The organism is Amycolatopsis benzoatilytica AK 16/65 (assembly GCF_000383915.1).
Taxonomy (GTDB): Bacteria; Actinomycetota; Actinomycetes; order Mycobacteriales; family Pseudonocardiaceae; genus Amycolatopsis; species Amycolatopsis benzoatilytica.
Genome location: NZ_KB912942.1, coordinates 7,600,993 through 7,624,174, shown reverse-complemented (window position 1 = coordinate 7,624,174; position 23,182 = coordinate 7,600,993). Strand labels below are relative to the sequence as shown.

The window sequence follows — 23,182 nt, the reverse complement described above, 5'->3', positions numbered from 1 at the left end:
AGTCCGTCGCGCCCAGCGAACGGCCACGTGGCACGATGACCCGGTGAGCAGCCCCAAACACGAGCGCACCAGCCCCGACGGCGTGGGGGCCGTGCCGTACCTGCCCCTCTCCAGCGACGAGGAAGCCGCTGCTGCCGAGCAGTCCATCGGCAAGCTCGTCGGCGACGCCACCCAGCACCTGTCGACCATGGTCCGCGCCGAGATCGAGCTGGCGAAGGCCGAGCTGGCGCAGGAAGCGAAGAAGGCACTCAAGGGGACCGTCTTCTTCCTGGTCGCCCTCACCGTCTTTCTCTACAGCACGTTCTTCCTGTTCCTGCTGATCGCCGAGGGTCTTTCGGACTGGTGGGGCATCCGCTGGCCGGCCTTCGCGACGGTGTTCGGCCTGATGCTGCTCACCACCGGTGCGACCGCGTTCCTCGGCTGGCGCAAGGTGAAGAAGCTGCGCGCGCCGGAACGCACCATCGACAGCTTCAAGGAGACCGCCGCGGCCTTCAAGCGCAAGTCCGACGACGACGAGTCGTCGGCCCTGAGCTGACGCCGGTCCTCCCCGACCGAGGCAGCGCAGGTGGTGGAGCTGACGCCCGACCCGTCGAGTGTTCGCGTCGACGGGCCGTGGACGCACCGCGACGTCTCGGCCAACGGCATCCGGTTGCACGTCGCGGAATGCGGCGAAGGCCCGCTGGTACTGCTCCTGCACGGGTTCGCCGAGTTCTGGTGGGCCTGGCGCCGTCAGCTGCCCGCCCTCGCCGACGCCGGGTTCCGTGCGGTGGCGGTAGATCTGCGCGGCTACGGCGATTCCGACAAGCCCCCGCGCGGCTATGACGCGTGGACGCTGGCCGGCGATGTCGGCGGACTGATCAAGGCACTCGGCGCCCGCCGGGCACATCTGGTGGGCCACGCCTGGGGCGGAATGCTCGCCTGGACGGTCGCCTCGCTGCACCCCCGGCTGGTGTCGTCGGTGACCGCGATCGGCGCCGCCCACCCGCTGGCGTTCAAGTCCGCGGCGAAACGCCCCGGCCAGATCCGCGCGATCGGCCACCTCTTCCGGTTCCAAGTGCCGATGGCACCGGAGAAATGGCTGGTCCGCGACAACGCGGCGGCGGTGGAAGCCCTGTTTTCCCGGTGGTCGGGCGAGAGCTGGCGAACCTCGCCGGACTTCGCCGAGACCGTCGAACCGTTCCGCCAGGCGATGCTCGTGCCGGGCGTCGCGCACTCCGCGCTGGAGTACTACCGCTGGGCATTCCGCGCGCAGTTCCGCGGCGAGGGCAGGCGTTTCGCCGACGCGGTCGGCTCGCGCATCACGGCACCGGTGCTGCAGCTGCACGGCGCGGAGGACACCTGCATTCTGCCGGAAACCGCGCTGTCATCGGTGCATTGGGCCGGGCCGCACAGCGAACCGAGGATCTGGCCCGGAATCGGGCACTTCCCGCATCTGGAGGACCCGGACCGGGTCACGAAGTCCGTTGTGGACTTCGTGAGCTGAGCGGCTGGTCCGTGAAGGGCCCCTTCACGGACGCCAAGTCCCGCAAGGGGCCCCTGACGGAATCAAAGTCCCGCAAGGGGCCTCTGCCGGACCACACCGCTAGCTGGCACAAGCCCCGGTGCTGACCCGTGCAGTCTGCGAAGGAGCAGCATCGACCTCCGAACGCACCTGATCCGCGGTCAGCGTGAACCCGGTTTCCTGATCCTCCACCGCGGCACCGAAGACCACGCCGATCACGTCCCCGTCCGGCGTGATCATCGGACCGCCCGAGTTGCCGCTGCGCACCGTGCCCCGGATGGTGAACACGTCGCGCTGCACGGTGTTCGCGTCGTAGATGTCCGGCCCGCGCAGGTTGATCCGGCCGCGCACGCGGGCGGGCGTCGCGGTGTACGGACCGTCGAGCGGATAGCCGAGCACCACCGCGTTGTCGCCGGCCTTCGCGCTCTCCGGCGCGAACGGCAGCACCGGCGCGCTCAGCCCCGGCACGGCCAGCACCGCGATGTCTACCTCCGGGTTGAAGTACACGACCCGTGCCCGGTAGTCGCCCGAAGTGGACTCGATCCCGACCTCGGCGGTACCCGCCACCACGTGCGCGTTGGTCATCACCCGCTGCGGCGCGACGACAAACCCGCTGCCTTCCAGCGCACGCGAGCACGACGGCGCGGTGCCGCGGATCTTCACGACGCTCGGGTGCACGCGCTTGGCCACCGCGGAAACGTTCAGCGAAGTGTCCGGCGGCGGGGTGTCGGCCGACGGGGCCTTCTCGAACGGCGAGAGCACCGACGGGAACCCGGACGCGTCGAGCAGCTTCCGCAGATCCGCGGGCAGGCCCTGCGCCTCGGCCGGCATCAGGTCGTTGACCTTGCCGAGCACCACCGAGGAGTTGATCGCCTTCGCCAGCCCGGGAATCGCCGACACCGTGGTGAGCGGGTTCGCGATCAGCCAGGCGACCACGAACACCGCGGCCGCCTGCACGATCGCGCCAAGCGTTTTGTCGACCCCGGCCAGCTTGACCGGGTTGAGCTTCTGCCGCAGCCGCCGCCCGGCCCACACGCCGACCGTCTCGCCCAGCACGATCAGGAACACGATCACCGCGAACGCGAAGGCGACCTTCGCGACCGGGCTCTCGAAGAGGCTGATCACGACTGGTGCGAGCTTCACGCCGGCCACCGCGCCCAGCGCGACGCCGACGAGCGCGGGCAGCGCCACGATCACGCCTTGGAACGCGCCGGATACCGCCGCCAGCAGAGCAAACAGCAGGACGACGACATCGACCCAGTTCACCGCGCGGTCACTCCTCGCTCATGCCGCCCCGGGCCTCGTTCCGGGCCCGATGTTCGGCCCACGCTACGTCAAGCTCGCGGACGTCGCCGGTGTCCCACTCCCGTTCCCACCCGCCCAAAGACAGAAGCACGGACAGCAAACCGGCCGTAAAGCCCCATACGAACAAACCGTCCACGCTAAACGCCGGTCCGCGCCACGACGCGTCGCCGCGGCGCACCGTGAACCGGTTGGCCGGGTCGGCGAGGTCGGCCAGCGAGACCCGCGCGACCGCCGCGGTCTCGGCCGGGTCGACCGCGCGCACCGGCGACGGGGTGTGCCAGTGCGCCAGCACCGGCGTCACGGCGAACTTCGACACCGGCACGAACAGCTCCGGCAGGACCGCGACCGGCAGGATCCCGGCGGGGTCGACGCCGGTCTCCTCTTCCGCCTCGCGCAGCGCCGTTCCGACCGGGCCGTCGTCGCCGTGCTCCGCACCGCCGCCCGGGAACGACACCTGCCCAGCGTGCGCCCCGAGCGTTTCCGCCCGGCGCTGCAGCAGGACGTCCGGGCCGCCGCCGGGCCGTTCGCCGAAGAGGATCAGCACCGCGGCGGCACGGGTGAGCAGGTCGTCCGGCGGGCTGAACCGGGTGAACGTGCGGCTGTCGACCTCTCCGGCCACCTTCACGAGCGGCCGCAGCCATTCCGGCACGGTTTCGGGTTCGACGAGCGGTCCGGTGGTCATGAGTAGTCCTTCACTGCGGCGCGCACCTGGTCGATGGTCTCGAACGACCGCGGGTTCGCGATGAACCGGACCTGGCCGTCCGCGGTGATCAGGTACGAGGCGGGCAACGTCGAGGGCGCCTTCAGCGCGGCGCGGATCGGGCCGGACTGGCCGTCGCCGTCGTAGAGCGACGGCAGGTGCACGCCGAGCTGCCGGAAGAGGCTGAGCCCGTCCGCGGCCGGGCTCGCGACCTGCACGCCGACCACGCGCACCGCACCCTGCTCGGCGGCGTACTGCTGGAGCACCGGCAGCTCGGTCTTGCACGGCTGGCACCACGACGCCCACACGTTGACCAGCACCGGGCCGCCGCCGAGCACCTTGCCGACGTCCACCCGGGACCCGTCGCCGAGGCAGTCCGCCTCGATCCCGGACAGCTGCCCGACCGCCTTCGCCGCGGCAGGCGGGCACGCCCGCAGCTTCGCCGCGGCCCGCACCCCGGCGAGGTCGCCGGTCGCCGGCTGCGCGGAGTTCGAATCAGTGCCGCGCAAGGTGAGCACCGCGACCAGCGCGGCCACCGCCAGCACCGCGACCCCGAGCGCCCATTTGGTGACTGCAGTCACCCTCGCGCCGCCAGCTCGAGGATGTGGTCCTTCTCCGGCCCCTTGACCAGCTTCGCGGCCGCCTCGAACTCGATCGGCCCGATGCCGAACGACGGGCAGTCCTTGCGCAGCGGACACGCTCCGCACGCCGGTTTCTTCGCGTGGCAGACCCGCCGGCCGTGGAAGATCACGCGGTTGGACAGCGACGTCCACTCCTTGCGCGGGATCAGCTCGCCGACCGCGTGCTCGACCTTGACCGGGTCTTCCTCGGCGGTCCAGCCCCAGCGCCGGACGAGCCGGCCGAAGTGAGTGTCCACTGTGATCCCTGGCACGTCGAAAGCGTTGCCGAGCACCACGTTCGCCGTTTTGCGGCCCACCCCGGGCAGGGTGACCAGCTCTTCGAGCTTGCCCGGCACCTCGCCGCCGTACCGCTCCACGAGCGCCGCGCCCAGACCCATCACCGAATTCGCCTTGGCCCGGAAGAATCCAGTGGTCCGGAGGTATTCCTCCAGCTCGGCGCGGTCGGCGCCAGCGTAGTCGGCGGCGCTACGGTAGCGCTTGAACAGCGCGGGCGTGACCAGGTTCACCCGGACGTCGGTGGTCTGCGCCGAAAGCACCACGGCGACCAGCAATTCCAGCGGGCTGGTGAAGTCCAGCTCGGCCTTCGCATCCGGGTACACCTGATCAAGGCAACGTTTCATCCGCCGGGCGCGTCTCACCAGAGCGAGCCGGCTTTCGCCGCGGTCCGCGCGGGGCCCGTTCGGGACAGCAGGGGGCACCCCGATAGCCTACGGGCGAGTCGGACGAGCCGGTCGGGAGCACCCGCCGGTGGCCGTCCGAGCCGCCAGAGCACCACCTCGGCGGGCCGAGAGTCCGCCCCGAGCGAGGATCTGGAGTTCATGTCTGTGTGCGTCGCCGACAACCGCGGAGGTGCGGCATGACCGTGTGGTTCGTGATTCTGGTTCCACTGGTGATCATGTTCTTCGCGCTCTTCATGGAGCGCGTCGAAAGCCGCCTCAAGCACGTCGCGGTGCAGGAGAACGAGGTCGAGGAGTTCCTGGAGCAGGCCCAGCCGAACGAGGTCAGGGCGCTGTACGGGCACGGGATCGGCCGGGCGCTGGAGCTGTTCCGGCTCCGCCGCCTGAGCGGACGGGCAGCCAAGCTACGCGCGCGACGGGTGCGGAGTTAGGCTGCTCAGTCGGACGTGATCGTCCCAGGCTGGCTCGCCGCGCGCGGCGAGCCGACGAGCGATCCGGACGGCACACCCTAGACTGACGCGAAAGTGATCGGCGACACGCCTTCGACCTGCGAAGGCGAGTGTCGTTTCTCGACGAGGAGGCACCCGAGGTGGACGAAACCCTGGCCCGTGCGGGCATTTTCCAGGGTGTGGAGCCGGCAGCGGCGGAGGCGCTGGCCCAGACCTTGGAATCCGTGGAGTTCCCCCGCGGCCATGTCATCTTCAACGAGGGCGAGCCGGGCGACCGGCTCTACATCATCCAGTCCGGCAAGGTGAAGATCGGCCGCAAGTCCCCGGACGGCCGCGAGAACCTGCTGTGGATCGCCGGCCCGTCCGACATGTTCGGCGAACTGTCCATCTTCGACCCGGGCCCGCGCACCTCCGGCGCGACCACGGTCACCGAGGTCCGCGCGGTCACCATGGACCGTCCGGCGCTGCGGCAGTGGATCGCCACTCGCCCGGAGATCGCCGAACAGCTGCTGCGCGTCGTCGCCCGCAGGCTGCGCCGCACCAACAACATGGTCGCGGAACTGATCTTCACCGACGTGCCCGGTCGCGTGGCCCGTGCGCTGCTGCAGCTGGCGCAGCGCTTCGGCAGCCAGGAGGCGGGCCTGCTGCGGGTCACCCACGACCTGACGCAGGAAGAGATCGCCCAGTACGTCGGCGCGTCCCGCGAGACCGTCAACAAGGCACTGGCCGACTTCGCGCACCGCGGCTGGCTGCGTCTCGAGGGCAAGAGCGTGCTCATTCTCGACCCGGAGCGGCTCGCCCGGCGCGCCCGCTGATCTTCCCCCGAGCGGGTTAATCCGCGCGGGTTTTTCGAAGGCCACCTCCTGCTGGGGGTGGCCTTCGGCGTTTCCTGGTCGCCGATTGACCTTCGGTCCCCGGCGACGGTAGTTCAAGGGAGGGGTCGCCTCGAACCGCGGACCACGACGACCTGTCCCCCACACGAGCGGCATCCGCTGGCCGCCCCGTGTCGCCGCCCCGGCCAGCGCTTCCGTGCCCGAGAATGACAAGAAGCCGGGCGCCACCCCCGACGTGGCGCACCGGCTTCTCGCCTTGGCGCGGATCATCCCCCGACGACCCGCGCTCCCCGCCCTCCGGACCAGGCCCCGACCCATATGCCGGAGGGAGCTGCGTGCTGCGGTGTTCTTCAACCCAAACGCTGTTCAACCCGGATGGGCTGTCGTTCCACCATCATGGCCGCAAACCACGAATTCAAGGCCATTCACTCTCAAGGACGCCGCGCCGGTAATTTCGTTGCAGTAGTTCACACGGAATCCATCCGTTGTTACCAAATCGAGACTCAGCGGCTCCGAAGCCTGCTCAACACGACCTCCGAAGCAGGCATCTCACCGATCTGCGCAGCCACCGCCGACGCGGTCTCGCGATACTGCCGGTCGGCGAGCACCGCTTGGACCGCGTCGCGGATTCCGTCAGCGGATTCCACCGCGACTCCGGCTTTCGAACCTCTGACCTGGTCAGCGACCTCGAAATGGTCAGTTGCCAGCGGATGCACCACGAGCGGCACTCCGTGCGCGAGCGCGCCGAGAACCGTCGCGGAGCCGCCGTGGCAGACCACCGCGTCCACCGAGGGCAGCAACCGCGCCTGCGGGATGAACTGCTCGATCCGGATGTGGCCAGGCTGATCGCCGAACCGCGAGCGGTCGCCGTCACGGCCGATCGTCACGACCACGTTCACCGGCTCGTCGCGCAGCGCGGCGACCATCGCCTCCAGGACGCCCGGGCGGGCATTGTGCGTGGTGCCGAGCGTGACGTACACCGTGCGGTCGTACCGCAGGCCGTCGAGCGCCGCGGGACGCGGACCTGGCACCGGCACCACGCCGTCCGGCCGGAACGGCCATCGCGTCGGGTACTCCCAGTCGACCCCGGACGGACTCAACGCGGCCGGCCAGAAGTCCAGGTAGGGCACGTCGTCGCGCGGCGGAAGTTCCTCCAGGCCGCGCTGGCGGGCCAACCCCTCCGCGACCTCCCAGGCGCGCGCCATCGTTGTCGCGGCCTTCGGCGGGCCGATCGCGTGCATCGCGTACGGCACGCCGACCAGGCATGCGGCCAGCACCGCCGCACGCTCGGCGAGGTTGGCGATGACCAGGTCCGGCCGCCAGTCGCGAACGAACTCGACCATGTCGTCGAGCCGGGCGGCCGCACCAAGCCCAACCAGGTATTCAGCGATCAGGTGCGACAGCCGCTGCTCGGCATTCATCCCGGCCATCTCGTCGCGAGCACGCTGCCACCTCGCGGCACTGGCAGCGGGATCACTGGGCTTCCCGATCGAGACCGCCCGCAAGCCGGTGTGCTCAAGGTGGCCCATCGCCTCCGGCCCGGTCGCGAAGGCGACCTCGTCGCCGTCCGCTTGTGCGGCGAGGGCGAGCGGCAGCATCGGCGCGAGATGGCTGTAACCGGCTCCGGCGGAGAACAGCAGGCGCATCGCGCGAGCGTACTCACCCGGTCGGGCGTGACCAAGATGACCGAAAATAAGTGGTACCTCCGTACCAATTTCCGGCATACTTGTACGCGTGTCCCACTCTGCCCACTCCGAAGGCCGCACCACACTCGCCGACTACCGCTCCGCGCTGACCGCCCCGGGCTCGCGCGGCCCGGTGATCGCGTCCGTGCTCGCCCGGCTCCCGATCGCGATGATCGGCATTTCCGCGCTGCTCTACGTGCAGCGCGAGACCGGCTCCTTCGCCGCGGCCGGCTTGGTCTCGGCGAGTTCGCTCGCCGGGGTCTCGGTGGGCGCCGTCGTGCAGGGCCGATTGATCGACCGGTTCGGGCCGACCCGTCCGCTGCTGGTCACCGCCGTCCTGTTCGCGTTGTCGATGGCTTCGCTCGCCGTCGCGATCGAGGCACACGCGGCAACCTTCGCGCTGGTCGCACTGGCCGCCGCCACTGGGCTTTCGGAGCCGATGGTCGGTTCGGCCTCGCGGGCGCTGTGGACGAAACTGCTGCCCGAGGGGTCGGCGCGCAATGCCGCGTTCTCCTACGAAGCGATCAGCATGGAGGTCTTCTTCATCCTCGGACCGGGCATCGCGGGACTGCTGATCACCGCGCCCTGGCCGGGCACCGGCATGGTCGCGGGCGCGCTCGCCATGGTCACCGGCGCGGTGCTGTTCGCGCTGAGCCCGACCGTGCGCGCGTGGGGTCCGGCACCGAAGACGAACGCGCCGCTGCTCGGTGCGCTGGCGAGCCCGGGGATGCGCACTCTGGCGCTGGCCGCGCTCGGATTCGGCGTGGTGATCGGGTTCGTGGAGGTCGCCGTTCCGGCGGCCGCGACGGAGTCCGGGCACGCGTCGCTGAGCGGCCTGCTGCTGTCGGCGTGGTCGTTGAGTTCGGTGGCGTTCGGGGTGGCCTACAGCCTGCACCCGTGGCCGCGCAGGCTCGGCCTGCGGTTGCCAGTGCTGCTCGGCGGGTTCGGCGCCTTGGTCGCGCTGCTTGCCCTTCCCTCGACACTCTGGGCGCTGGCCTTGCTGATGCTGCTGGCGGGCGCGATGATCACGCCGCAGTCGACGACGCATTCCGCCGCGATCGAGGTCGTCGCCCCGCGCGGCACCGCGGCCGAAGCGTTCGGCTGGGTGCTCACCGCGGTCACACTGGGCTTGGCGGCAGGACAGTCGGTGAGCGGATATCTGGTCGAGCATTCCGGTACCGCGGCGGCGTTCTTGGCCGCGGGCGTGGCCGGGGTCGTGCTGGCCGGCGTGGTGTGGCTGCTGCGCGACACCGTGCGGGCGACTGCCCCCACCGCACTGGATCCGGACCTCGTCGCGGCCTGATCTCTTCCTGGGCCATTAGCTCGTTCGGGCGATGACCACCGGCTTTTTGTCGGTGGTCATCGCTACGTTTCGGGGCATGGATCTGACGACTCTGGTGCGGCCGCTGGCGGCGGTCGCGAACGCCGCGACCCGGCTGCTGTCGCGGCAGTCTCGGCTGCGACTGCGGGCGAGCGCCGACGGCCTGGTGGTGTCCGGCAACGACCGCGACCTGGCCGTCAGTTTCCCTTGCCCGGCAACCACTCACCTCGACGGCGAAGTGGTCGTCCCGGCCGCGCCGTTCGCCGAAACGCTGCGCATGCTGGAAGTCGACCAGGTCCGGCTCGCGGTGGAAGGCAGCCGGCTGGCGATCCGGGTCGAGGGAGCCCGGTTCGCATTGCCGTTGCTGGACCGGGATCTGCAGATGGAGCCGGCCGCTCCACCACTGCTGTCCGAAGTGGACGGCAGCGCGCTGGCGACCGCCTTGCGCACGGTCGCCGGCACCGCCGCGAAGGACGATCCGCTGCCGGTGTTCACCGGCGTCCGGGTGCGATCCGTCGGCGACGAACTAAGTCTCACCGCCTCGGACCGGTACCGGATGGCGGTCGCCCGGCTGCCACTGCGCTCGGTCCGGGAGCCGATCGACGTACTCGTCCCGGCCAGCTTGCTCACCGAGGCCGCGCGGCACGGCCACGGGGTGGTCGGGCTGCACGCCGACGCCGGGCACTTCGCGCTGAGCTGGCCGGGCGGCACGGTCACGACAGCGGTGCTGGACGCTGGTTTCCTGTCCGAGGACGCGATCCCGTCCGATCTGGTGGACACCGAAATCGAGATCGGCGCGGACGAACTGGCGGCCGCCGTCCGCCGGGTCGGCGTGTACTCCGAAGACCGGCGCACGCTGACGCTGGAAGTCGGAGACGCGCATCTTCGCCTCGCCAGCGCCCGGCAAGACACCGGCGAAGCCGAGGAACACCTGAAGGCCGATGTCTTCGGCGGCCGCACCTCGCCGTCGTTTCAAGCCCGCTACCTGCTCGACGCCTTAGCTCCGTTCTCCGGCGGACGCGTCCGGCTGGCAGTGCAGCCGGGGATGCGGGCGTGTGTGCTCACGCCAGCGGACGAGCAGGAGGTGCGCCTTCGGTACTACCTGATGCCGATGCTGCCGCGCTGACCACGGTCCGGCCAGAATGTCGTCGAGGCTGATTCCAGGTCCGCCGGCACCGACCGCAGTTCGGCGGCTCAGCAACGCGGGCAGGAAACCTGCGCGCTGTCCGTCGAACCCCGCGCGGGCTCAGACCTGGTTGTTCGGCCGAGTCGTCACGCCGGGTCGTCCGGCCGGGGTCGTCCGGCAGAGCCGTCAGGCCGCGGACTCGGCCGCCACCGCGGCCTTGACCTCGTCGAACGTCGGGTTGACCAGCGCCGTGGAGCCGACGATCACCGTGGGCACGGTTTCGTTCCCGTTCGCCACCGCGCGCACGCGCTCGGCCGCGCCGGGCTCCTCCCAGATGTTGATCTCCCGGACCGGCAGGCCGCTTTCCTTCAGCGGCCTGCGCAGCGCCGCGCAGAATCCGCAGCCTGGCCGCCAGTAGAACTCGACCTCGACGTTGCTCATCGTCCGTCCTCCGAAGAAGTCCGCAGGTAATCCAGCTGGGCACGCACGCTCGCCTCGGCCGGTGCCCAGAGCGCCTGGTCGATATCGGCGTACACGACCTCGACCACCTGCCGCGGCGTGGCATCCGAGCCGAGCGTCTGCAAGGCGGAACGCACTTGGTCCAGGCGCTGTTCCCGATGCGCGAGGTACTCCCGCGCGGTCGACGGCAGATCCGCCAGCTCCGGCCCGTGCCCGGGCAGGCCCGGGGTGCCGTCCGGCAGCGCGATCAGCTTGCGCAACGAGCGCAGGTAGTCGCCGAGATCGTGCAGTACCGTCGTGCCCCGGCCGAGGATGGTGTCGCCGGTCAGGAGCTGGCCGGCGACCAGCAGCGACACCGAATCGTCGGTGTGCCCGGGCGTGTGCAGCACCCGGAACTCCAGCCCGGCCGCGGTGAATTCGTCCTCGTCAGCGAACGGCTCCGCGCCCTGGCACAGCGACGCGTCGAACGCTCGCACCGGCACGCCGGCCTGCTCGGCCAGCCACGGCGCGCCTTCGGCGTGGTCCAGGTGATGGTGGGTCAGCAGAATCAGCTCGACCGACCCGACCGCGACCAGCTTCCGCAGATGGTCCAGATCGTGATAGCCCGGGTCGACGACCACCGAAGCAGCCGCGTCGGGGGCGCGCAGCACCCAGGTGTTGGTGCCCTCCAACGTCATCGTCGACGGATTGTTCTCCAGCAGCACCGCAGCGGTGTCCGAAACGCGGCGCAGCACGCCGTAAGCGGGGGCGGTCACTCAGGACTCCGAAGGATCGAGAACAACGCGGACACTTTCGCCGTCCCGGATCAGGGTCGGCACCGTCTTGACGATCTCGCGCGGTTCGCGGAGCACCGCGGCCGCGGACGTGAACTCAGCCAGCTCGACCAGCGTCAGCCAAGTCGGCGGCATCAGCCCGCGTCGCCCTTCACGCGCATCCTGAACCGCCTCCGCCGGCGGCTGCCAACCAGCAGCGGCCGCCTCAGAAGTGGCACCGTCCGCGCGCTGGCCCTCCGGCAGCTTCGCGACGAAGAACCGAGTGTCATATCGCCGCTGCTCCTGGGGCGGGGTAACCCAGTGCGAGTACGGGGACAGCAGGTCCGCCCGCAACGTCAGGCCGGCTTCGGCGAGGAATCCGGCCAGGGAGATCTCCCGGGACTCCAACGCTTTTCGTGCCTCGTGATACGGCGTGACGTCGGCGACTACCGCATCCGCGGTCCCGGCGAGCAAGACGCCGGACTCCTCGAACGTCTCCCGCACCGCCGCGCACACGAGCGCACGAGCGAGCGCTTCGTCGCAGGTGAACTGCTCCGCCCACCACGACGCAGGAGGCCCCGCCCACCCCACCGACGCATCGGCATCGCGCGGATCCACCCCGCCACCGGGGAAGACGGTCATCCCGCCGGCGAACGCCATGCCCTTGACGCGATGCTGGAGAAACACCTCGATGCCACCGGCGACGTCCCGAAGAAGGATCACGGTCGCCGCGTCCTTAGGCGTCGCGGGCGGCCCGTCCGCGTTGTCCCGGATCGCGATGCCCGGACGAGCGGGGATGTCGAAGACGAATTCACGCGGCCGTTCCACCCGGGCAACATACCTTCCATTACGCACGCGGCGCGGATTAGTTGTGTCACTTCGCAGCGACGGACGCGGAGCACCCGCCGCCGCCGAACCGCCCCAGCCAGGCGTGCCACCCTGCCCTCGCCCCGCGAACAAAAAGAAAGCGGCGCCCCCGGGTCTCCCCAAGCACGCCGCTTCCCAAACCCAACCTCAGCCAGACCAGGGCGAATCCCCGCCAGACCGAGACGCCCCGTTCAACCGCAACCGGGCCGCCTCCGCGCGTTCCCGCTCGGCCAGCTCCTCATGCAGTTCCCGCAGCAGCGCCCGGTCCCGCTCGGACAGGGCCGGATCGTCCAGGTCCAGCGCCGGCAGCTCGACCACCTCGTGCATGCTCGGCTTGCCCGCGGCGATCTCGCGCCCCTTTTCCGGGTCCTCCGCCAGCGCGCGACGCAACTGCGCCACCTCCGCCGGCGTCAGGTCCGACGTCCGTTCGGCGCGAGTCTCCGATCCAGCCGTCCGCGGCCGCTCCGGGGAGGAGACCTCCGGGACGACCGGCTCCGACGCAGCGACCGGCGGTGCCGGAGCGGACTGCACGATCGGCACCACCGGCGCGGCCGGCATCACCGGCTCCGCGGCCACCGGCTCTGGCTCGGGCTGCCGGTACCCGTGACGGCTCGGCGCTTCCGCGACCGGCTCCGGCACCGGCTCCGGGGCTGGGGCCGGTTCCGGAGCGCGCTGCGGGGCCGGTTCGGGCCGGTAGTCGGGAGCCGAGTGCGTGCTGCCGGTGACCCACACCGGCGTCGCCACCGCGCCCGCGGCCTGGTGGTAGTCCGACTGCGGGATCCCCGGGCCGCTCACCTCGACGACCGAGCGGATGCCCGCCCGGCGCAGCGCGGTATCGACGCGGAAGGCCACCGCGGGCGGGTTGCCCTCGGGACCCAGCTCGACCAGCACCACTCGCTGCGGCAGCGCGCCCGGCACGCTGCCGGCCGGCGTGTTGCGCCACACGGCGTGCACCGAACGCACGTCGGGCAGCACCTGCAGGGTGCGGTCGAGCGCTTCGGCAAGGCCGAACTCGGGCTGGTTGTCGCCGGTGAACCGGTGCGTGTGCATCGGCTCGTGGTCCTCGACCAGCAGGTCGTTGGCGAGGGTGGCGTCCGAACGGCTCATCTCGAGCACCAGCGCGAGTTCACGCTGCTCGGACTCGCTCACCGGGATCCGGCCCGCGATCAGCGTGCCGGTGGTGAGTTCCACCGCCTCGTCGATGTGAGCGCGGGCGATCAGCTCGCGCGCTTCGGTCAGGGCGCTGTCGTCGATGCGGCCCGCCAAGGCCAGCAACAAGTTATGCAGACGCAGGGGCACCGAGAACCCGTCCATCGGGCCGTCGTGAACCTCCACCATTGCTCTGCTCCTCCCAGCTCGCCTGGCGGCAACGAGCGTTACGCGGCGACAAGTCGATGACCGGCGCCCGCGGCGCCTACGCAGACCAGCTCGGATTCGGCGAGCGCGGCCCGGTGGTACCCGGGAAGGTCGAAGCGCGGCGGGATGACCTCGACGCTGGGCTCCTCGTCTCCCAGTACCCGCAGCACTCGCTGCAGTTCACCGGTGAGCCGGGGCTGTCCCGCAGTCGCCGTCACCAGCAGGACCCGCTTCGCCCCGCCCCCGCCGGAGGCGCCGAGGCGCCGCCAGCTCTGCCGTACTTCCCCCACGTCCGCGCGTCCACGCAACGTCGCGTGGAGCAGGACGGACACAGAGTCGACGGAGTTCACCCATTCGGGCGCACTCTGCGTGAATGTGTACCGGGTCTCGGTGACGTCGTCTACCCCTAGGGTGGAACTCACCTGGTGCCAGTCGGCACCGTGCGGGATCAGACCGGCCACGAGCAGGCGGTACTCCGCCTGGTCCAGATCGATCCTGTGCTTGAGCAAAGACCTGGGCAGGGTCCGCGCGAGCGTCCCCATCGCGCCTTCGCCGAGCCAGTCGCGGAATCGCCACAGCAGCTGGTCCGGGGTTCGGCCGGCCAGCCGCAGGAGCAGTTCGTGCAGGGACTGTTCGATGTCGGGGTCCATCACTCCACCTCCACGATCAGTTCGACTTCCACCGGCGACGCGATGGGCAGCTCGGCGACGCCGACCGCGGACCGCGCGTGCACTCCGGCGTCGCCGAAGATCTCGCCGAGCAGCTCGGACGCCCCGTTCACGACCGCGGGCTGGCCGGTGAAGCCCTCCGCGGACGCGACGAAACCGACGACCTTGACAATGCGGACAACGGAGTCGATGCCGACCAGCGCGTGCACCGCGGCGAGCGCGTTCAACGTCGCCGTGCGGGCGTAGCTTTTCGCTTCCTCCGGGCTGATCTCCGCGCCGACCTTGCCGGTCGCGGCAAGCGCGCCGTCGACGAACGGCAGCTGTCCGGAGGTGTAGACGTGCGAGCCCGAGCGCACGGCCGGCACGTACGCGGCCAGCGGTGCGGCGACTCCGGGCAGTTCGATGCCGAGCTCAGCGAGCCGGTCGCTCCAGGTCAACGCCGCCCCCTCAGCTCTTCGGCCGCTTCAGATACGCGACGTGCTGTTCGCCGCTCGGGTTGGGCAGCACCGTCACCAGCTCCCAGCCGTCCTCGCCCCACTGGTCGAGGATCTGCTTGGTCGCGTGGATCAGCAGCGGGACGGTGGCGTACTCCCATTTGGTCGCGCTCATGACCCGGGAGCGTAGCCAAGCAGGCAAGGGCGGCGCGGACCCCCGCTGCGGAAGCCGGTTCCCGCACCTGGTCACCAGGGGCCGATGTGGGTCAGTTCACACCCGATCGTCGGGTGCGGGAAGAACACGAGGAAAACGCCGGTCCGGATCGCTAGCGTGGACGCGTGGAGACCTGGCGGATCATCGCGACCGGGCTGCTCGCCGCGGCCGGGCTGCCGCTCGTGCTGGTGGTGATGGCCAAGACCCGGGACCGGGTCAACAGTTCCGGCCAGGTGGCGGTCTCCGGCGCGGTCACCCTCACCGTGCTCGCCGTGGTGGCCGTGCTCACGCTGACCGTGTTGCCCGGCGTGGTGACCTGGATCGTCGTCGCGGCGGTCGCCGCTGCGGTCAGCGTCATGATGCTGGCCAGCTGAATCCCGGTTTAATCTTGACGTCGTGACCACACCCCCCGCCGGCTGGACCGACGAGCTCAGCAGGGCCCGGCTGCATTTCGTCACCGGCAAGGGCGGCACCGGCAAGACCACGCTCGCCGCGGCGCTGGGTCTCGCGCTCGCCCACCACGGCCGCCGGGTGCTGCTGATCGAGGTCGAAGGACGCCAGGGCATCGCCCAGCTCTTCGACACCGAACCGCTGCCGTATGCGGAGCAGCGGATCGCGGCCGTCCCCGGTGGCGGCGAACTGCGCGCGCTGCACATCGACGTCGAAGCGGCCCTGCTCGAATACTTCGAGATGTTCTACAACCTCGGTTTCGCCGGCCGGACGCTGCGCCGGATGGGGGCGATCGAGTTCGCCACCACGCTCGCGCCGGGCCTGCGCGACGTGCTGCTCACCGGAAAGATCAAGGAGTGTGTCGGGCGCACCGAGTCCGACGGCAGGCACACCTACGACGCGGTCGTGGTCGACGCGCCGCCGACCGGCCGGGTGGTCAAGTTCCTCGACGTCACCAAGGCGCTGACCGACCTCGCCAAGACCGGCCCGATCCGCGGCCAGGCCGACGGCGTCGTGCGGCTGCTGCACTCCGGCGAGACCGCGGTGCACCTGACCACGCTGCTGGAAGAGATGCCGGTGCGCGAGGCCGTCGAAGCGGTGGCCGAACTGGACGGCGCGGATCTGCGACCGGGCGCGGTGCTGGTCAACCGGGTCCGCCCGCCGCGGCTGCCCGCCCGCTCGGTGACCGCGGCCGCGGATGGCCGGGTGGATGCCGAGCGCGTCCGGTCCGGGCTCGCGTCGGCCGGGCTGAACCTGCCGGACACGACGCTGGACGCGCTGGTCGAGGAGACCGTGGAGCACGCCGTACGAGTCGCCGCCGAGCAACGCGCCCGAGAACAGCTCGCCGAGGCCGATCTGCCGACGCTGGAGCTGCCCGACCTGACCGACGGCGTCGATGTCGCCGCGCTCTACGAACTCGCCGAAACTCTGCAGGAACAGGGGGTGCGGTGATGCCCGCCGACGAGCTCGACGTGGACGCCCTCCTCGACGACCCGGCCAGCCGCGTGATCGTGTGCTGCGGCTCCGGCGGAGTGGGCAAGACCACTACCGCGGCGGCGCTCGCGCTGCGGGCCGCCGAACGCGGCCGCCAGACCGTGGTGCTCACCATCGACCCGGCGCGTCGTCTCGCGCAGGCGCTCGGGCTGCGCGAACTCGGCAACCAGCCGAAGCAGGTGCAGGTCGAAGGCTTCGAACCCAAGGGTGAGCTCTGGGCGATGATGCTGGACATGCGGCGCACCTTCGACGACATGGTGCGCGTGCACGCCGGGCCGGAACGGGCCGAGCAGCTGTTGCAGAACCCCTTCTACCAGACCATTTCCACCTCGTTCTCCGGAACGCAGGAGTACATGGCGATGGAGAAGCTGGGCCAGCTCGCGGCCACCGGCGAGTGGGATCTGATCATCGTCGACACGCCGCCGAGCCGGTCCGCGCTCGACTTCCTGGACGCGCCGACCCGGCTGTCCACCGCGCTCGACGGCCGGATGATCCGGCTGCTCACCGGTCCGGCGAAGGCCGGCGGCTGGGGCCTGCGCAAGGTGGTCAGCGCCGGGTTCTCGATGTTCGCGAAGGCGGTGTCGACGATCATCGGAGGCCAGCTGCTCGCCGACGCGTCGGCGTTCATGCAGGCGTTCGACAGCATGTTCGGCGGCTTCCGCGAACGGGCGCGCGAGACCGCCGAGCTGCTGCGCTCGTCGGGCACGTCGTTCCTGGTGGTGGCCGCGCCGGAGCCGGACGCGCTGCGCGAGGCGTCCTACTTCGTGGAGCGGCTGGCCGGCGAATCGATGCCGCTGGCCGGCCTGGTCGCCAACCGGACGCACCCGGTGCTCGCGCCGTTGTCCGCGACCGAAGCGCTGGCCGCCGCCGAGTCGGTGCAGAACGCACCGCTCGCCGAGGCCGTGCTGCGGCTGCACGCCGACCGGGTGGAGCTGGCCGAACGCGAGAACCGGCTGCTCGCGCGGTTCACCCGGGCACATCCGGAGGTGCCGCTGGTGCGGGTGCCCGCACTCGCCGGCGACGTGCACGACCTGGACGGCCTGCGCGACATCGGCGTGAAGCTGAACTCGTGAGTGGGCTGCGCCGGTTCCGAACGGCGCAGCCACTCCCGAGCAGGTGTCAGCCTGCCGCGGCGGCGAGCGCGTCGCGCTTGGCCGCTTCGAGCAGGTCGGTCCAGCTGGTCACGTCCGGACGGCGGCGCAGCAGCGCACGCCGCTCCCGCTCCGTCATCCCGCCCCAGACCCCGAAATTAATCCGGCCGTCGAGTGCCTCGGCGAGGCACTCGGTGCGGACCGGGCACCCCATGCACACGGCTTTCGCCCGGTTCTGCTCGGCGCCTCGCACGAACAATCCGTCGGGATCAGCGTCCCGGCACGAAGCGTCAACCCGCCAGCCAACCTGATTGGTTTGCATACCCCCAGCTCCCTCATCTGGTGTATGGCACCAGCGAAGGCGAAGCTCCCGCTCCCACCCCCGCGAGCGTTACCCACTGCGTCGCACGTCGGTGACGGCACCTCCCCGGTGCCGCTGCCGCCTTCCGGACCAGCCAGGCTCCCACCTGGTCTGCTCCGTCTGCCGGCGTCTACGTGAGACGTTGACGGACTGTAGGGCCCCTCGGTTCCCTCCGTCGAGACCTAGCATGCATTCCGTGACCTGAGACGGCCACACGGGGTCCGGTTTGTGACCCGCACAACCCCCGGACGGCCGTATCGCGACCGGCCGGAGCCGTGAGGTCACGAAGGCGACACGGCCTTTCAGTACCCTGGCGTCCGTGCGCAAAACGGATGGTCTTTTCAAACTGCTCGGACTGTGCCTGCTGGCCGGAGTGCTGGTCGCCGGCATCCTGTTCCCGGTAGTGGGCGCGGCGGGGGTGGTGTCCAACCAGGCGAGCGAGACGGTCGACCAGACGTCCTCGGACCTCGCCGACATCCCGCCGCCGCTCGTGACGACCATCACCGACTCCGGCGGCAAGCCGATCGCCACGCTGTACGACCAGTACCGCGTCCCGCTGCGCCCGGACCAGGTCAACCCGGCGCTGAAGTGGGCGCTGCTGTCGGCCGAGGACAAGGCGTTCTACGAGCACCACGGGGTGAACTGGGGCCGGACGCTGCGCGCCGCCGTCTCCAACACCGCCGGCGGCGACACGCAGGGCGCCTCGACGATCACGCAGCAGTACGTGAAGAACTACCTGATCAACGTCGTCTATCGGAACGACAAGAACGGGCAGGCCAAGGCGCAGGAGCAGTCGCTGTCGCGGAAGCTGAAGGAAGCCCGGATCGCGATCAACCTGGAGACGAAGCTGTCGAAGGACCAGATCCTCGCCGGCTACCTGAACATCGTCGAGTTCTCCCGGAAGATCTACGGCGTCGGAGCCGCCGCGCACGCGTACTTCAACACGACGCCGGAGAAGCTGACCGTCCCGCAGGCCGCACTGCTCGCGGGCATCGTGAACAACCCGATCGTGTTCGATCCGTGGAACCACCCGGACAAGGCGACCAAGCGGCGCAACCTGGTGCTCGACCGGATGGTGTCGAACCAGAAGCTGGCGAAGGCGGACGCGGACGCGTTCAAGGCGCAGCCGCTCGGCGTCGTGCCGGACGCGCCCGCGAAACCGGCCGCGAACTGCATCGGCGCGGGTCCGGAGAACGGGTTCTTCTGCCAGTACGTCGAGGACTATTTGCTCAAGTCCGGGATGTCGAAGGACCAGCTGTACACCGGCGGGTACACGATCAAGACCACGCTGGACGAAAAGGCCAACCACGAGGCGAAGGTCTCGGCGGAAACGCAGGTCAGCAAAACCCAGAAGAACGTGGCGAACACGCTGTCACTGGTCCGGCCAGGGAAGGACCGGCACGAAGTGGTGGCATTGGCCGCGAACCGGGATTACGGCATCGACGCGGATCAAGGACAGACGACGTACGCGCTCCCTTCCGGCGTCTTCAACACCGGCGGCGCGGGATCGAGCTACAAGATCTTCACTACCGCGGCGGTGCTGAATCAGCATATCGCGGGGATTTACAGCACCATTCCAGTCGGCGACAGTTATACGTCGCATGTGTTCACCGGCAGCCAGCCGCACTGTCCGTCGACCGGGGCACCGAATACGCACTGGTACTGCGTCGGGAACGCCGGTCATTACGGTGATTCGACCTCGCTGCAGAACGCCTTGGCGACCTCGCCGAACACCGCGTTCGTGGCGCTGGAGGACAAGATCGGCAGCACCGGACCTGGCATCGACATGGCGATCAAGCTGGGCATGCGCGAAACCATGGCGAGCACCACCGGCGGCGGCAAGGTCGACCCGAAGTCGAACGACCCGGCCAAACGAGAAAGCCAGGCGCAGGCATACGGCCCCAAGGGCAATTACCCGGGCACCGGTGCGTTCACCCTCGGCTTCAGCCCGACCAGCGGCCTGGAAATGGCGAACGTCGCCGCAACCATTTTGAGCGGCGGAAAATGGTGCCCGCCGACCCCGCTGATCTCGGTGACCGACCGGGACGGGAAAACGGTTCCGGTCAAGGAAGCGGCGTGCGAGCAGGTCGTGCCGGAGGGTTTGGCGAACACGTTGGCGGTGGGGATGAGCAAGGACGACCAGCCGGGTGGCACGTCCGCCGCCGCAGCGAGCGCGGTCGGCTGGGACCGCCCGTTGGTCGGCAAGACCGGAACCACGCAGAACAACGGCTCAGCGACGTTCGTGGCCGGTACGCCGCAGATGGCCGGCGCGGCCATGGTCTTCCGTCCCGAGGGCGGCAGCGGCGGGCTCTGCTACGGCGGCGTGGGCGATGTGTCCACCTGCGGAACCGGCAACATGTTCGGCGGGAAGACACCGGCGCAGACCTGGTTCGGCGCGATGAAGAACATCATGGACGGTCAACCGGTTGTGCCGTTGCCGCCGGAGGATCCGGCGTACACCAACTGAAAAAACTTCAGGGTGCGCGGGGTCGATTATGAATCGGCTTCGCGCACCCTGGATCCGTTTTTACCCGTCCGGTGCCAGCAGGTCAGAAAATCCTTCCGGCAGCCGTTGCCCAGGCCGGGGCTTTCGCTCAATCCAGGGCTCAGCCACACCGCCAGAACGTAACGCCGGTCCCGATCCTTAGAGTGCGGCACGCAGTGCGGTCGCGCCGCCTAGCTCGGCCCGAGCAGCCTCGGCGGCCGATGTGGTCGGCTGTCCGTGAAGGGCCCATTGCCGGAATCTGATTCCCCCAAGGGGCCTTTCACGGACAGGCAAGCGGGCTGCTTGGCCGGCACCACCCGAGACAAGCTCTTAGCTCACGGCCGGCGTTTCGGCTCCGCTCGCCACAGTCGCACGATCGCGATCAGACATCCGGGGCCAAGCATGATCGGCCAGGCGAGCAACGGCCATTGACCGGCGCCGTCGGCGAACCAGCGACCGTAGAGGAAGAGCGATGCCGAGAAGACGAGAATTGTGCCCAGCGCCCAAGGTTTTGCACCACGACGCCATGGCAGTACCGCCAGCAGCACCAGCACGGCGAGCAAGAAGAGAAATCCCACACCCAGCTCCCCGCTACCGCCCAGCCGAGCAGGACTCGACTCTGGTCTAGTCCAGTTTGAAGGCAAGCAGCACGTGCCGTCGAGGGCCTGGCGTTGAGACCTGCGTCCTACGCCGACCGGGCTTTCCGGCACGATCCGCCGGGTTGAGCCTGAAGGTCAACTTCCACGACTGAACGAACCGGCGGACCTCCTCTCCTCCGGCCGAGCACGTATCCTCGATCTTGTGAGCACGCTCAGTAACTCCAGCACGTCCGGGACCACCGCGAAGCGCCTCGCTCTGGGGACCGTCGCCGTCGGGGCAGCCACCCTCGGTTACGCCGTCGGGCTGGAACGACGCCGGTGGACGTTGCGGACCGCTGAACTGCCCGTTCTCGCGCCCGGGACCCGGCCGTTCACCATCCTGCACATCTCGGACCTGCACATGCTGCCCGGGCACCAGGCCAAGCAGCGGTGGGTCGCCGCGCTGGCCGAGCTTGAGCCGGACTTGGTCGTCAACACCGGCGACAACCTCTCGCACCGCACCGCGGTCCCGTCCGTACTGCGCGCGCTCGGGCCGCTGCTGGACCGGCCGGGGCTGTTCGTTTTCGGCAGCAACGACTACTACGCGCCCAAGCCGAAGAACCCCGCCCGCTACCTCATGCCGCGCGGCAAGAAGAAGCGCGTCCACGGCTCCAACCTGCCCTGGCGAGACCTCCGAGCCGCCTTCGTCGAGCACGGCTGGACCGACCTCACGCACGTCCGGCGCACCGTCGATGTCGACGGTCGCGCCGTGTTCGCGGCCGGTGTCGACGACCCGCACCTGCACCGCGACCGCTACTCGGACATCGCCGGGCCAGCCGACGCGAGCGCGGCCGTCCGCATCGGCGTCACCCACTCGCCGGAGCCCCGAGTGCTCGACGCGTTCGCCACCGACGGCTACGACCTGGTCCTGGCCGGCCACACCCACGGCGGCCAGCTCCGCCTCCCCGGCTACGGCGCGATCGTGACCAACTGCGAACTGGACCGAAGCCGAGCCCGAGGCGCATCCCGCTGGGGCGCCCGCATGTGGCTGCACGTGTCAGCCGGCCTAGGCACCTCCCCCTACGCCCCGGCCCGCTTCGCCTGCCCGCCCGAGGCAAGCCTGTTGACGCTGGTCCCGCGCGGATCCGGAGCGGCCGACCCCCAAAAGCCAGCCCCCCGCAAAGCCGCCAAACCCATCCGCTAAACTTCTCCTCGACCCGCTAAGAAGTACCTCGGGGTGTGGCGCAGCTTGGTAGCGTGCCTCGTTCGGGTCGAGGAGGTCGTGGGTTCGAATCCCGCCACCCCGACTGGTAGGTAGGGCCCGTATGTCCGCGGAAAGCGCGGAGGTGCGGGTCCTACTTCGTTTTTGCTCTGGGGGTCGGACCCCCAGGCCCCCGCCAGGGGGCTCGCCCCCTGGACCCCCATCGGTTGTGTGTCGCCATTGGTTCTTGGTTGCGGGAGAGAGAGCGGGCTAGCGGGTGGCGGTTACTTCTTGCCAGCATTGGTGGAAATCGCCTACCGCGGCGGTGCGGGTCCAAGACCACGCCGACCGGGCAGCTGACGTCAGCTGGTCGTGGTCTTTGGCAGGCGGGCCGGAAAGTGCTTCCGCCAAGCGGGACTCGACGTAGAGCGCCAAGGAACGGTACGACAGGTCTTCGCGGAAGCGGGTTCGTTCGGTGATGCCGCTGAACCCGGCGGCAGCCACCCAAGCGCCGACGTTCCGGCCGGCGAACGGGTCCCCTCCGGCACGGCGGCGAAGCAGGTAGTGGCCGCGCAGGGCGGCGTCGACGTTCGCGGTGCGGGGACGGATCTTCGCCCGGCTCCAGTCCGAAGTGGACAGCGCGAGCTTGCCGCCGGGGCGGAGGATCCGGCGGATTTCCGTCAAGGCGGCACCGGGGTTCGCCAAGTGCTCGAAGAGCGCGTGCGAGAACACCACATCCACCGAGCCGGTGGCGAACGGCAAGGCGTACGCGGTCGCCGCGACGAAGTCCACCGCGGAGCCGACCGGCAGTACCGGCAGGTGGATGTCGACGCCGACCACCTTCGCGAGCGGAGCCAGCGAGGCGGTGATCGAACCCGGCCCGCACCCCAGGTCCACGACGCACGCACCCGGCTCGACCAGCGGATGTGCGAAGGCGGCCCGGTCAACGGCACTGCGACTGCTCATCATCGACAGCGCGTCTTGGCCATAGCCCGGCGCATAACCCTCCAGCACCCCGCACAGAGTACGGGTGGT

26 protein-coding genes and 1 tRNA gene are annotated in these 23,182 nt (G+C 70.0%); 12 read left to right on the top strand and 15 right to left on the bottom strand.

Annotated elements, in window-relative coordinates; translation table 11 throughout:
• The first annotated feature begins 43 nt into the window (after window positions 1-43).
• Together AMYBE_RS0135615 and AMYBE_RS0135610 are read left to right on the top strand one after the other, a co-directional pair.
• Entirely contained in the window at window positions 44-535 is a 492-nt protein-coding gene (locus AMYBE_RS0135615) for a phage holin family protein (protein ID WP_020664174.1), read from the top strand.
• Window positions 536-568: 33 nt separating this feature from the next.
• Entirely contained in the window at window positions 569-1,483 is a 915-nt protein-coding gene (locus tag AMYBE_RS0135610; protein WP_027928369.1) for an alpha/beta fold hydrolase, read from the top strand.
• Between the two features lie 99 nt (window positions 1,484-1,582).
• Here the strand turns inward: AMYBE_RS0135610 and AMYBE_RS0135605 are convergent, their stop codons facing one another.
• The 4 genes from AMYBE_RS0135605 to nth are packed head-to-tail and all read right to left on the bottom strand — an operon-like array spanning window position 1,583 to window position 4,767.
• Window positions 1,583-2,767, bottom strand: coding sequence for a MarP family serine protease (locus AMYBE_RS0135605; protein ID WP_020664172.1), 1,185 nt, complete (start codon window positions 2,765-2,767; stop codon window positions 1,583-1,585).
• Window positions 2,768-2,774: 7 nt separating this feature from the next.
• On the bottom strand, window positions 2,775-3,488 hold the full coding sequence (locus AMYBE_RS0135600) for an NUDIX hydrolase (RefSeq protein ID WP_020664171.1): 714 nt from the start codon (window positions 3,486-3,488) through the stop codon (window positions 2,775-2,777).
• Window positions 3,485-4,087: a TlpA family protein disulfide reductase gene (locus AMYBE_RS0135595; protein WP_020664170.1), complete on the bottom strand. Its 603-nt coding sequence runs from the start codon at window positions 4,085-4,087 to the stop codon at window positions 3,485-3,487. Before AMYBE_RS0135595 ends, AMYBE_RS0135600 begins: the two co-directional genes overlap by 4 nt.
• Complete coding sequence (nth, locus tag AMYBE_RS0135590; protein ID WP_027928368.1) at window positions 4,084-4,767, bottom strand: endonuclease III; 684 nt, start codon at window positions 4,765-4,767, stop codon at window positions 4,084-4,086. Before nth ends, AMYBE_RS0135595 begins: the two co-directional genes overlap by 4 nt.
• 236 nt (window positions 4,768-5,003) lie before the next feature.
• On the opposite strand from nth, the gene AMYBE_RS0135585 reads away from it, so the two are divergent.
• The gene (locus tag AMYBE_RS0135585; protein ID WP_020664168.1) at window positions 5,004-5,255 is read left to right on the top strand and encodes a hypothetical protein; all 252 of its coding nucleotides are present in this window, start codon (window positions 5,004-5,006) and stop codon (window positions 5,253-5,255) included.
• A 158-nt stretch (window positions 5,256-5,413) separates the two neighbouring features.
• Window positions 5,414-6,088, top strand: a complete 675-nt coding sequence (locus AMYBE_RS0135580; protein ID WP_009084463.1) for a Crp/Fnr family transcriptional regulator — start codon at window positions 5,414-5,416, stop codon at window positions 6,086-6,088.
• 521 nt (window positions 6,089-6,609) lie between these two features.
• Here AMYBE_RS0135580 and AMYBE_RS0135575 read toward each other — a convergent pair.
• Window positions 6,610-7,752, bottom strand: a complete 1,143-nt coding sequence (locus AMYBE_RS0135575; RefSeq protein WP_020664167.1) for a glycosyltransferase — start codon at window positions 7,750-7,752, stop codon at window positions 6,610-6,612.
• Between the two features lie 88 nt (window positions 7,753-7,840).
• On the opposite strand from AMYBE_RS0135575, the gene AMYBE_RS0135570 reads away from it, so the two are divergent.
• Together AMYBE_RS0135570 and AMYBE_RS0135565 are read left to right on the top strand one after the other, a co-directional pair.
• Window positions 7,841-9,094 carry an MFS transporter gene (locus tag AMYBE_RS0135570; protein WP_020664166.1) on the top strand — a complete coding sequence of 418 codons (1,254 nt, stop codon included), beginning with the start codon at window positions 7,841-7,843 and terminating at the stop codon, window positions 9,092-9,094.
• Window positions 9,095-9,170: 76 nt separating this feature from the next.
• Window positions 9,171-10,238, top strand: a complete 1,068-nt coding sequence (locus AMYBE_RS0135565; protein ID WP_027928367.1) for a DNA polymerase III subunit beta — start codon at window positions 9,171-9,173, stop codon at window positions 10,236-10,238.
• A gap of 186 nt (window positions 10,239-10,424) precedes the next feature.
• Here AMYBE_RS0135565 and AMYBE_RS0135560 read toward each other — a convergent pair whose 3' ends face one another.
• The 7 genes from AMYBE_RS0135560 to sp36 form a co-directional block, all read right to left on the bottom strand.
• Window positions 10,425-10,679 carry a glutaredoxin domain-containing protein gene (locus AMYBE_RS0135560; RefSeq protein ID WP_020664164.1) on the bottom strand — a complete coding sequence of 85 codons (255 nt, stop codon included), beginning with the start codon at window positions 10,677-10,679 and terminating at the stop codon, window positions 10,425-10,427.
• Window positions 10,676-11,452: an MBL fold metallo-hydrolase gene (locus AMYBE_RS0135555; RefSeq protein WP_020664163.1), complete on the bottom strand. Its 777-nt coding sequence runs from the start codon at window positions 11,450-11,452 to the stop codon at window positions 10,676-10,678. The genes AMYBE_RS0135560 and AMYBE_RS0135555 overlap by 4 nt, the downstream gene beginning before the upstream one ends.
• Window positions 11,453-12,277 carry an NUDIX hydrolase gene (locus AMYBE_RS0135550; protein WP_020664162.1) on the bottom strand — a complete coding sequence of 275 codons (825 nt, stop codon included), beginning with the start codon at window positions 12,275-12,277 and terminating at the stop codon, window positions 11,453-11,455.
• 186 nt (window positions 12,278-12,463) lie between these two features.
• Window positions 12,464-13,654 (bottom strand): hypothetical protein, encoded by a 1,191-nt coding sequence (locus tag AMYBE_RS0135545; protein ID WP_020664161.1) that lies wholly within the window; start codon window positions 13,652-13,654, stop codon window positions 12,464-12,466.
• Between the two features lie 38 nt (window positions 13,655-13,692).
• On the bottom strand, window positions 13,693-14,322 hold the full coding sequence (locus tag AMYBE_RS0135540) for a hypothetical protein (RefSeq protein WP_020664160.1): 630 nt from the start codon (window positions 14,320-14,322) through the stop codon (window positions 13,693-13,695).
• The gene (locus AMYBE_RS0135535) at window positions 14,322-14,777 is read right to left on the bottom strand and encodes a RidA family protein (RefSeq protein WP_020664159.1); all 456 of its coding nucleotides are present in this window, start codon (window positions 14,775-14,777) and stop codon (window positions 14,322-14,324) included. Before AMYBE_RS0135535 ends, AMYBE_RS0135540 begins: the two co-directional genes overlap by 1 nt.
• Before the next feature lie 10 nt (window positions 14,778-14,787).
• A complete protein-coding gene (sp36, locus tag AMYBE_RS45270; RefSeq protein ID WP_020664158.1) occupies window positions 14,788-14,949 on the bottom strand; it encodes a Sp36 family protein in 162 nt (53 codons plus the stop codon).
• A gap of 164 nt (window positions 14,950-15,113) precedes the next feature.
• Between sp36 and AMYBE_RS0135525 the strand changes: the two genes are divergently transcribed.
• The 3 genes from AMYBE_RS0135525 to bagB are packed head-to-tail and all read left to right on the top strand — an operon-like array spanning window position 15,114 to window position 17,504.
• Window positions 15,114-15,362, top strand: coding sequence for a hypothetical protein (locus AMYBE_RS0135525; RefSeq protein WP_020664157.1), 249 nt, complete (start codon window positions 15,114-15,116; stop codon window positions 15,360-15,362).
• Between the two features lie 22 nt (window positions 15,363-15,384).
• A complete protein-coding gene (bagA, locus tag AMYBE_RS0135520; RefSeq protein ID WP_020664156.1) occupies window positions 15,385-16,389 on the top strand; it encodes an ATPase BagA in 1,005 nt (334 codons plus the stop codon).
• Entirely contained in the window at window positions 16,389-17,504 is a 1,116-nt protein-coding gene (bagB, locus tag AMYBE_RS0135515; protein ID WP_020664155.1) for an ATPase BagB, read from the top strand. Before bagA ends, bagB begins: the two co-directional genes overlap by 1 nt.
• Window positions 17,505-17,550: 46 nt before the next feature.
• Here bagB and AMYBE_RS0135510 read toward each other — a convergent pair whose 3' ends face one another.
• Window positions 17,551-17,844, bottom strand: coding sequence for a WhiB family transcriptional regulator (locus tag AMYBE_RS0135510; protein ID WP_020664154.1), 294 nt, complete (start codon window positions 17,842-17,844; stop codon window positions 17,551-17,553).
• Window positions 17,845-18,202: 358 nt separating this feature from the next.
• Between AMYBE_RS0135510 and AMYBE_RS0135505 the strand changes: the two genes are divergently transcribed.
• Window positions 18,203-20,350 (top strand): transglycosylase domain-containing protein, encoded by a 2,148-nt coding sequence (locus AMYBE_RS0135505; protein ID WP_020664153.1) that lies wholly within the window; start codon window positions 18,203-18,205, stop codon window positions 20,348-20,350.
• Window positions 20,351-20,703: 353 nt separating this feature from the next.
• On the opposite strand, the gene AMYBE_RS0135500 is transcribed toward AMYBE_RS0135505, so the two are convergent.
• On the bottom strand, window positions 20,704-20,946 hold the full coding sequence (locus tag AMYBE_RS0135500; RefSeq protein ID WP_020664152.1) for a hypothetical protein: 243 nt from the start codon (window positions 20,944-20,946) through the stop codon (window positions 20,704-20,706).
• Between the two features lie 223 nt (window positions 20,947-21,169).
• On the opposite strand from AMYBE_RS0135500, the gene AMYBE_RS0135495 reads away from it, so the two are divergent.
• Both AMYBE_RS0135495 and AMYBE_RS0135490 read left to right on the top strand, forming a co-directional pair.
• Window positions 21,170-22,150: a metallophosphoesterase gene (locus tag AMYBE_RS0135495; RefSeq protein ID WP_020664151.1), complete on the top strand. Its 981-nt coding sequence runs from the start codon at window positions 21,170-21,172 to the stop codon at window positions 22,148-22,150.
• Window positions 22,151-22,179: 29 nt separating this feature from the next.
• Window positions 22,180-22,253: transfer RNA gene (locus AMYBE_RS0135490), tRNA-Pro, on the top strand.
• Between the two features lie 164 nt (window positions 22,254-22,417).
• Here AMYBE_RS0135490 and AMYBE_RS0135485 read toward each other — a convergent pair.
• Window positions 22,418-23,161, bottom strand: a complete 744-nt coding sequence (locus tag AMYBE_RS0135485) for a class I SAM-dependent methyltransferase (protein ID WP_020664150.1) — start codon at window positions 23,159-23,161, stop codon at window positions 22,418-22,420.
• Between the last annotated feature and the right edge of the window lie 21 nt (window positions 23,162-23,182).

Excerpts from the sequence above, each read along its gene's own strand:
- AMYBE_RS0135600 (WP_020664171.1), bottom strand. The coding sequence starts at position 3,488 with ATGACCACCGGACCGCTCGTCGAACCCGAAACCGTGCCGGAATGGCTG.
- nth (WP_027928368.1), bottom strand. The coding sequence starts at position 4,767 with ATGAAACGTTGCCTTGATCAGGTGTACCCGGATGCGAAGGCCGAGCTG.
- AMYBE_RS0135585 (WP_020664168.1), top strand. The coding sequence starts at position 5,004 with ATGACCGTGTGGTTCGTGATTCTGGTTCCACTGGTGATCATGTTCTTC.
- AMYBE_RS0135575 (WP_020664167.1), bottom strand. The coding sequence starts at position 7,752 with ATGCGCCTGCTGTTCTCCGCCGGAGCCGGTTACAGCCATCTCGCGCCG.
- AMYBE_RS0135565 (WP_027928367.1), top strand. The coding sequence starts at position 9,171 with ATGGATCTGACGACTCTGGTGCGGCCGCTGGCGGCGGTCGCGAACGCC.
- AMYBE_RS0135560 (WP_020664164.1), bottom strand. The coding sequence starts at position 10,679 with ATGAGCAACGTCGAGGTCGAGTTCTACTGGCGGCCAGGCTGCGGATTC.
- AMYBE_RS0135545 (WP_020664161.1), bottom strand. The coding sequence starts at position 13,654 with ATGGTGGAGGTTCACGACGGCCCGATGGACGGGTTCTCGGTGCCCCTG.
- AMYBE_RS0135540 (WP_020664160.1), bottom strand. The coding sequence starts at position 14,322 with ATGGACCCCGACATCGAACAGTCCCTGCACGAACTGCTCCTGCGGCTG.
- sp36 (WP_020664158.1), bottom strand. The coding sequence starts at position 14,949 with ATGAGCGCGACCAAATGGGAGTACGCCACCGTCCCGCTGCTGATCCAC.
- bagB (WP_020664155.1), top strand. The coding sequence starts at position 16,389 with ATGCCCGCCGACGAGCTCGACGTGGACGCCCTCCTCGACGACCCGGCC.
- AMYBE_RS0135510 (WP_020664154.1), bottom strand. The coding sequence starts at position 17,844 with ATGCAAACCAATCAGGTTGGCTGGCGGGTTGACGCTTCGTGCCGGGAC.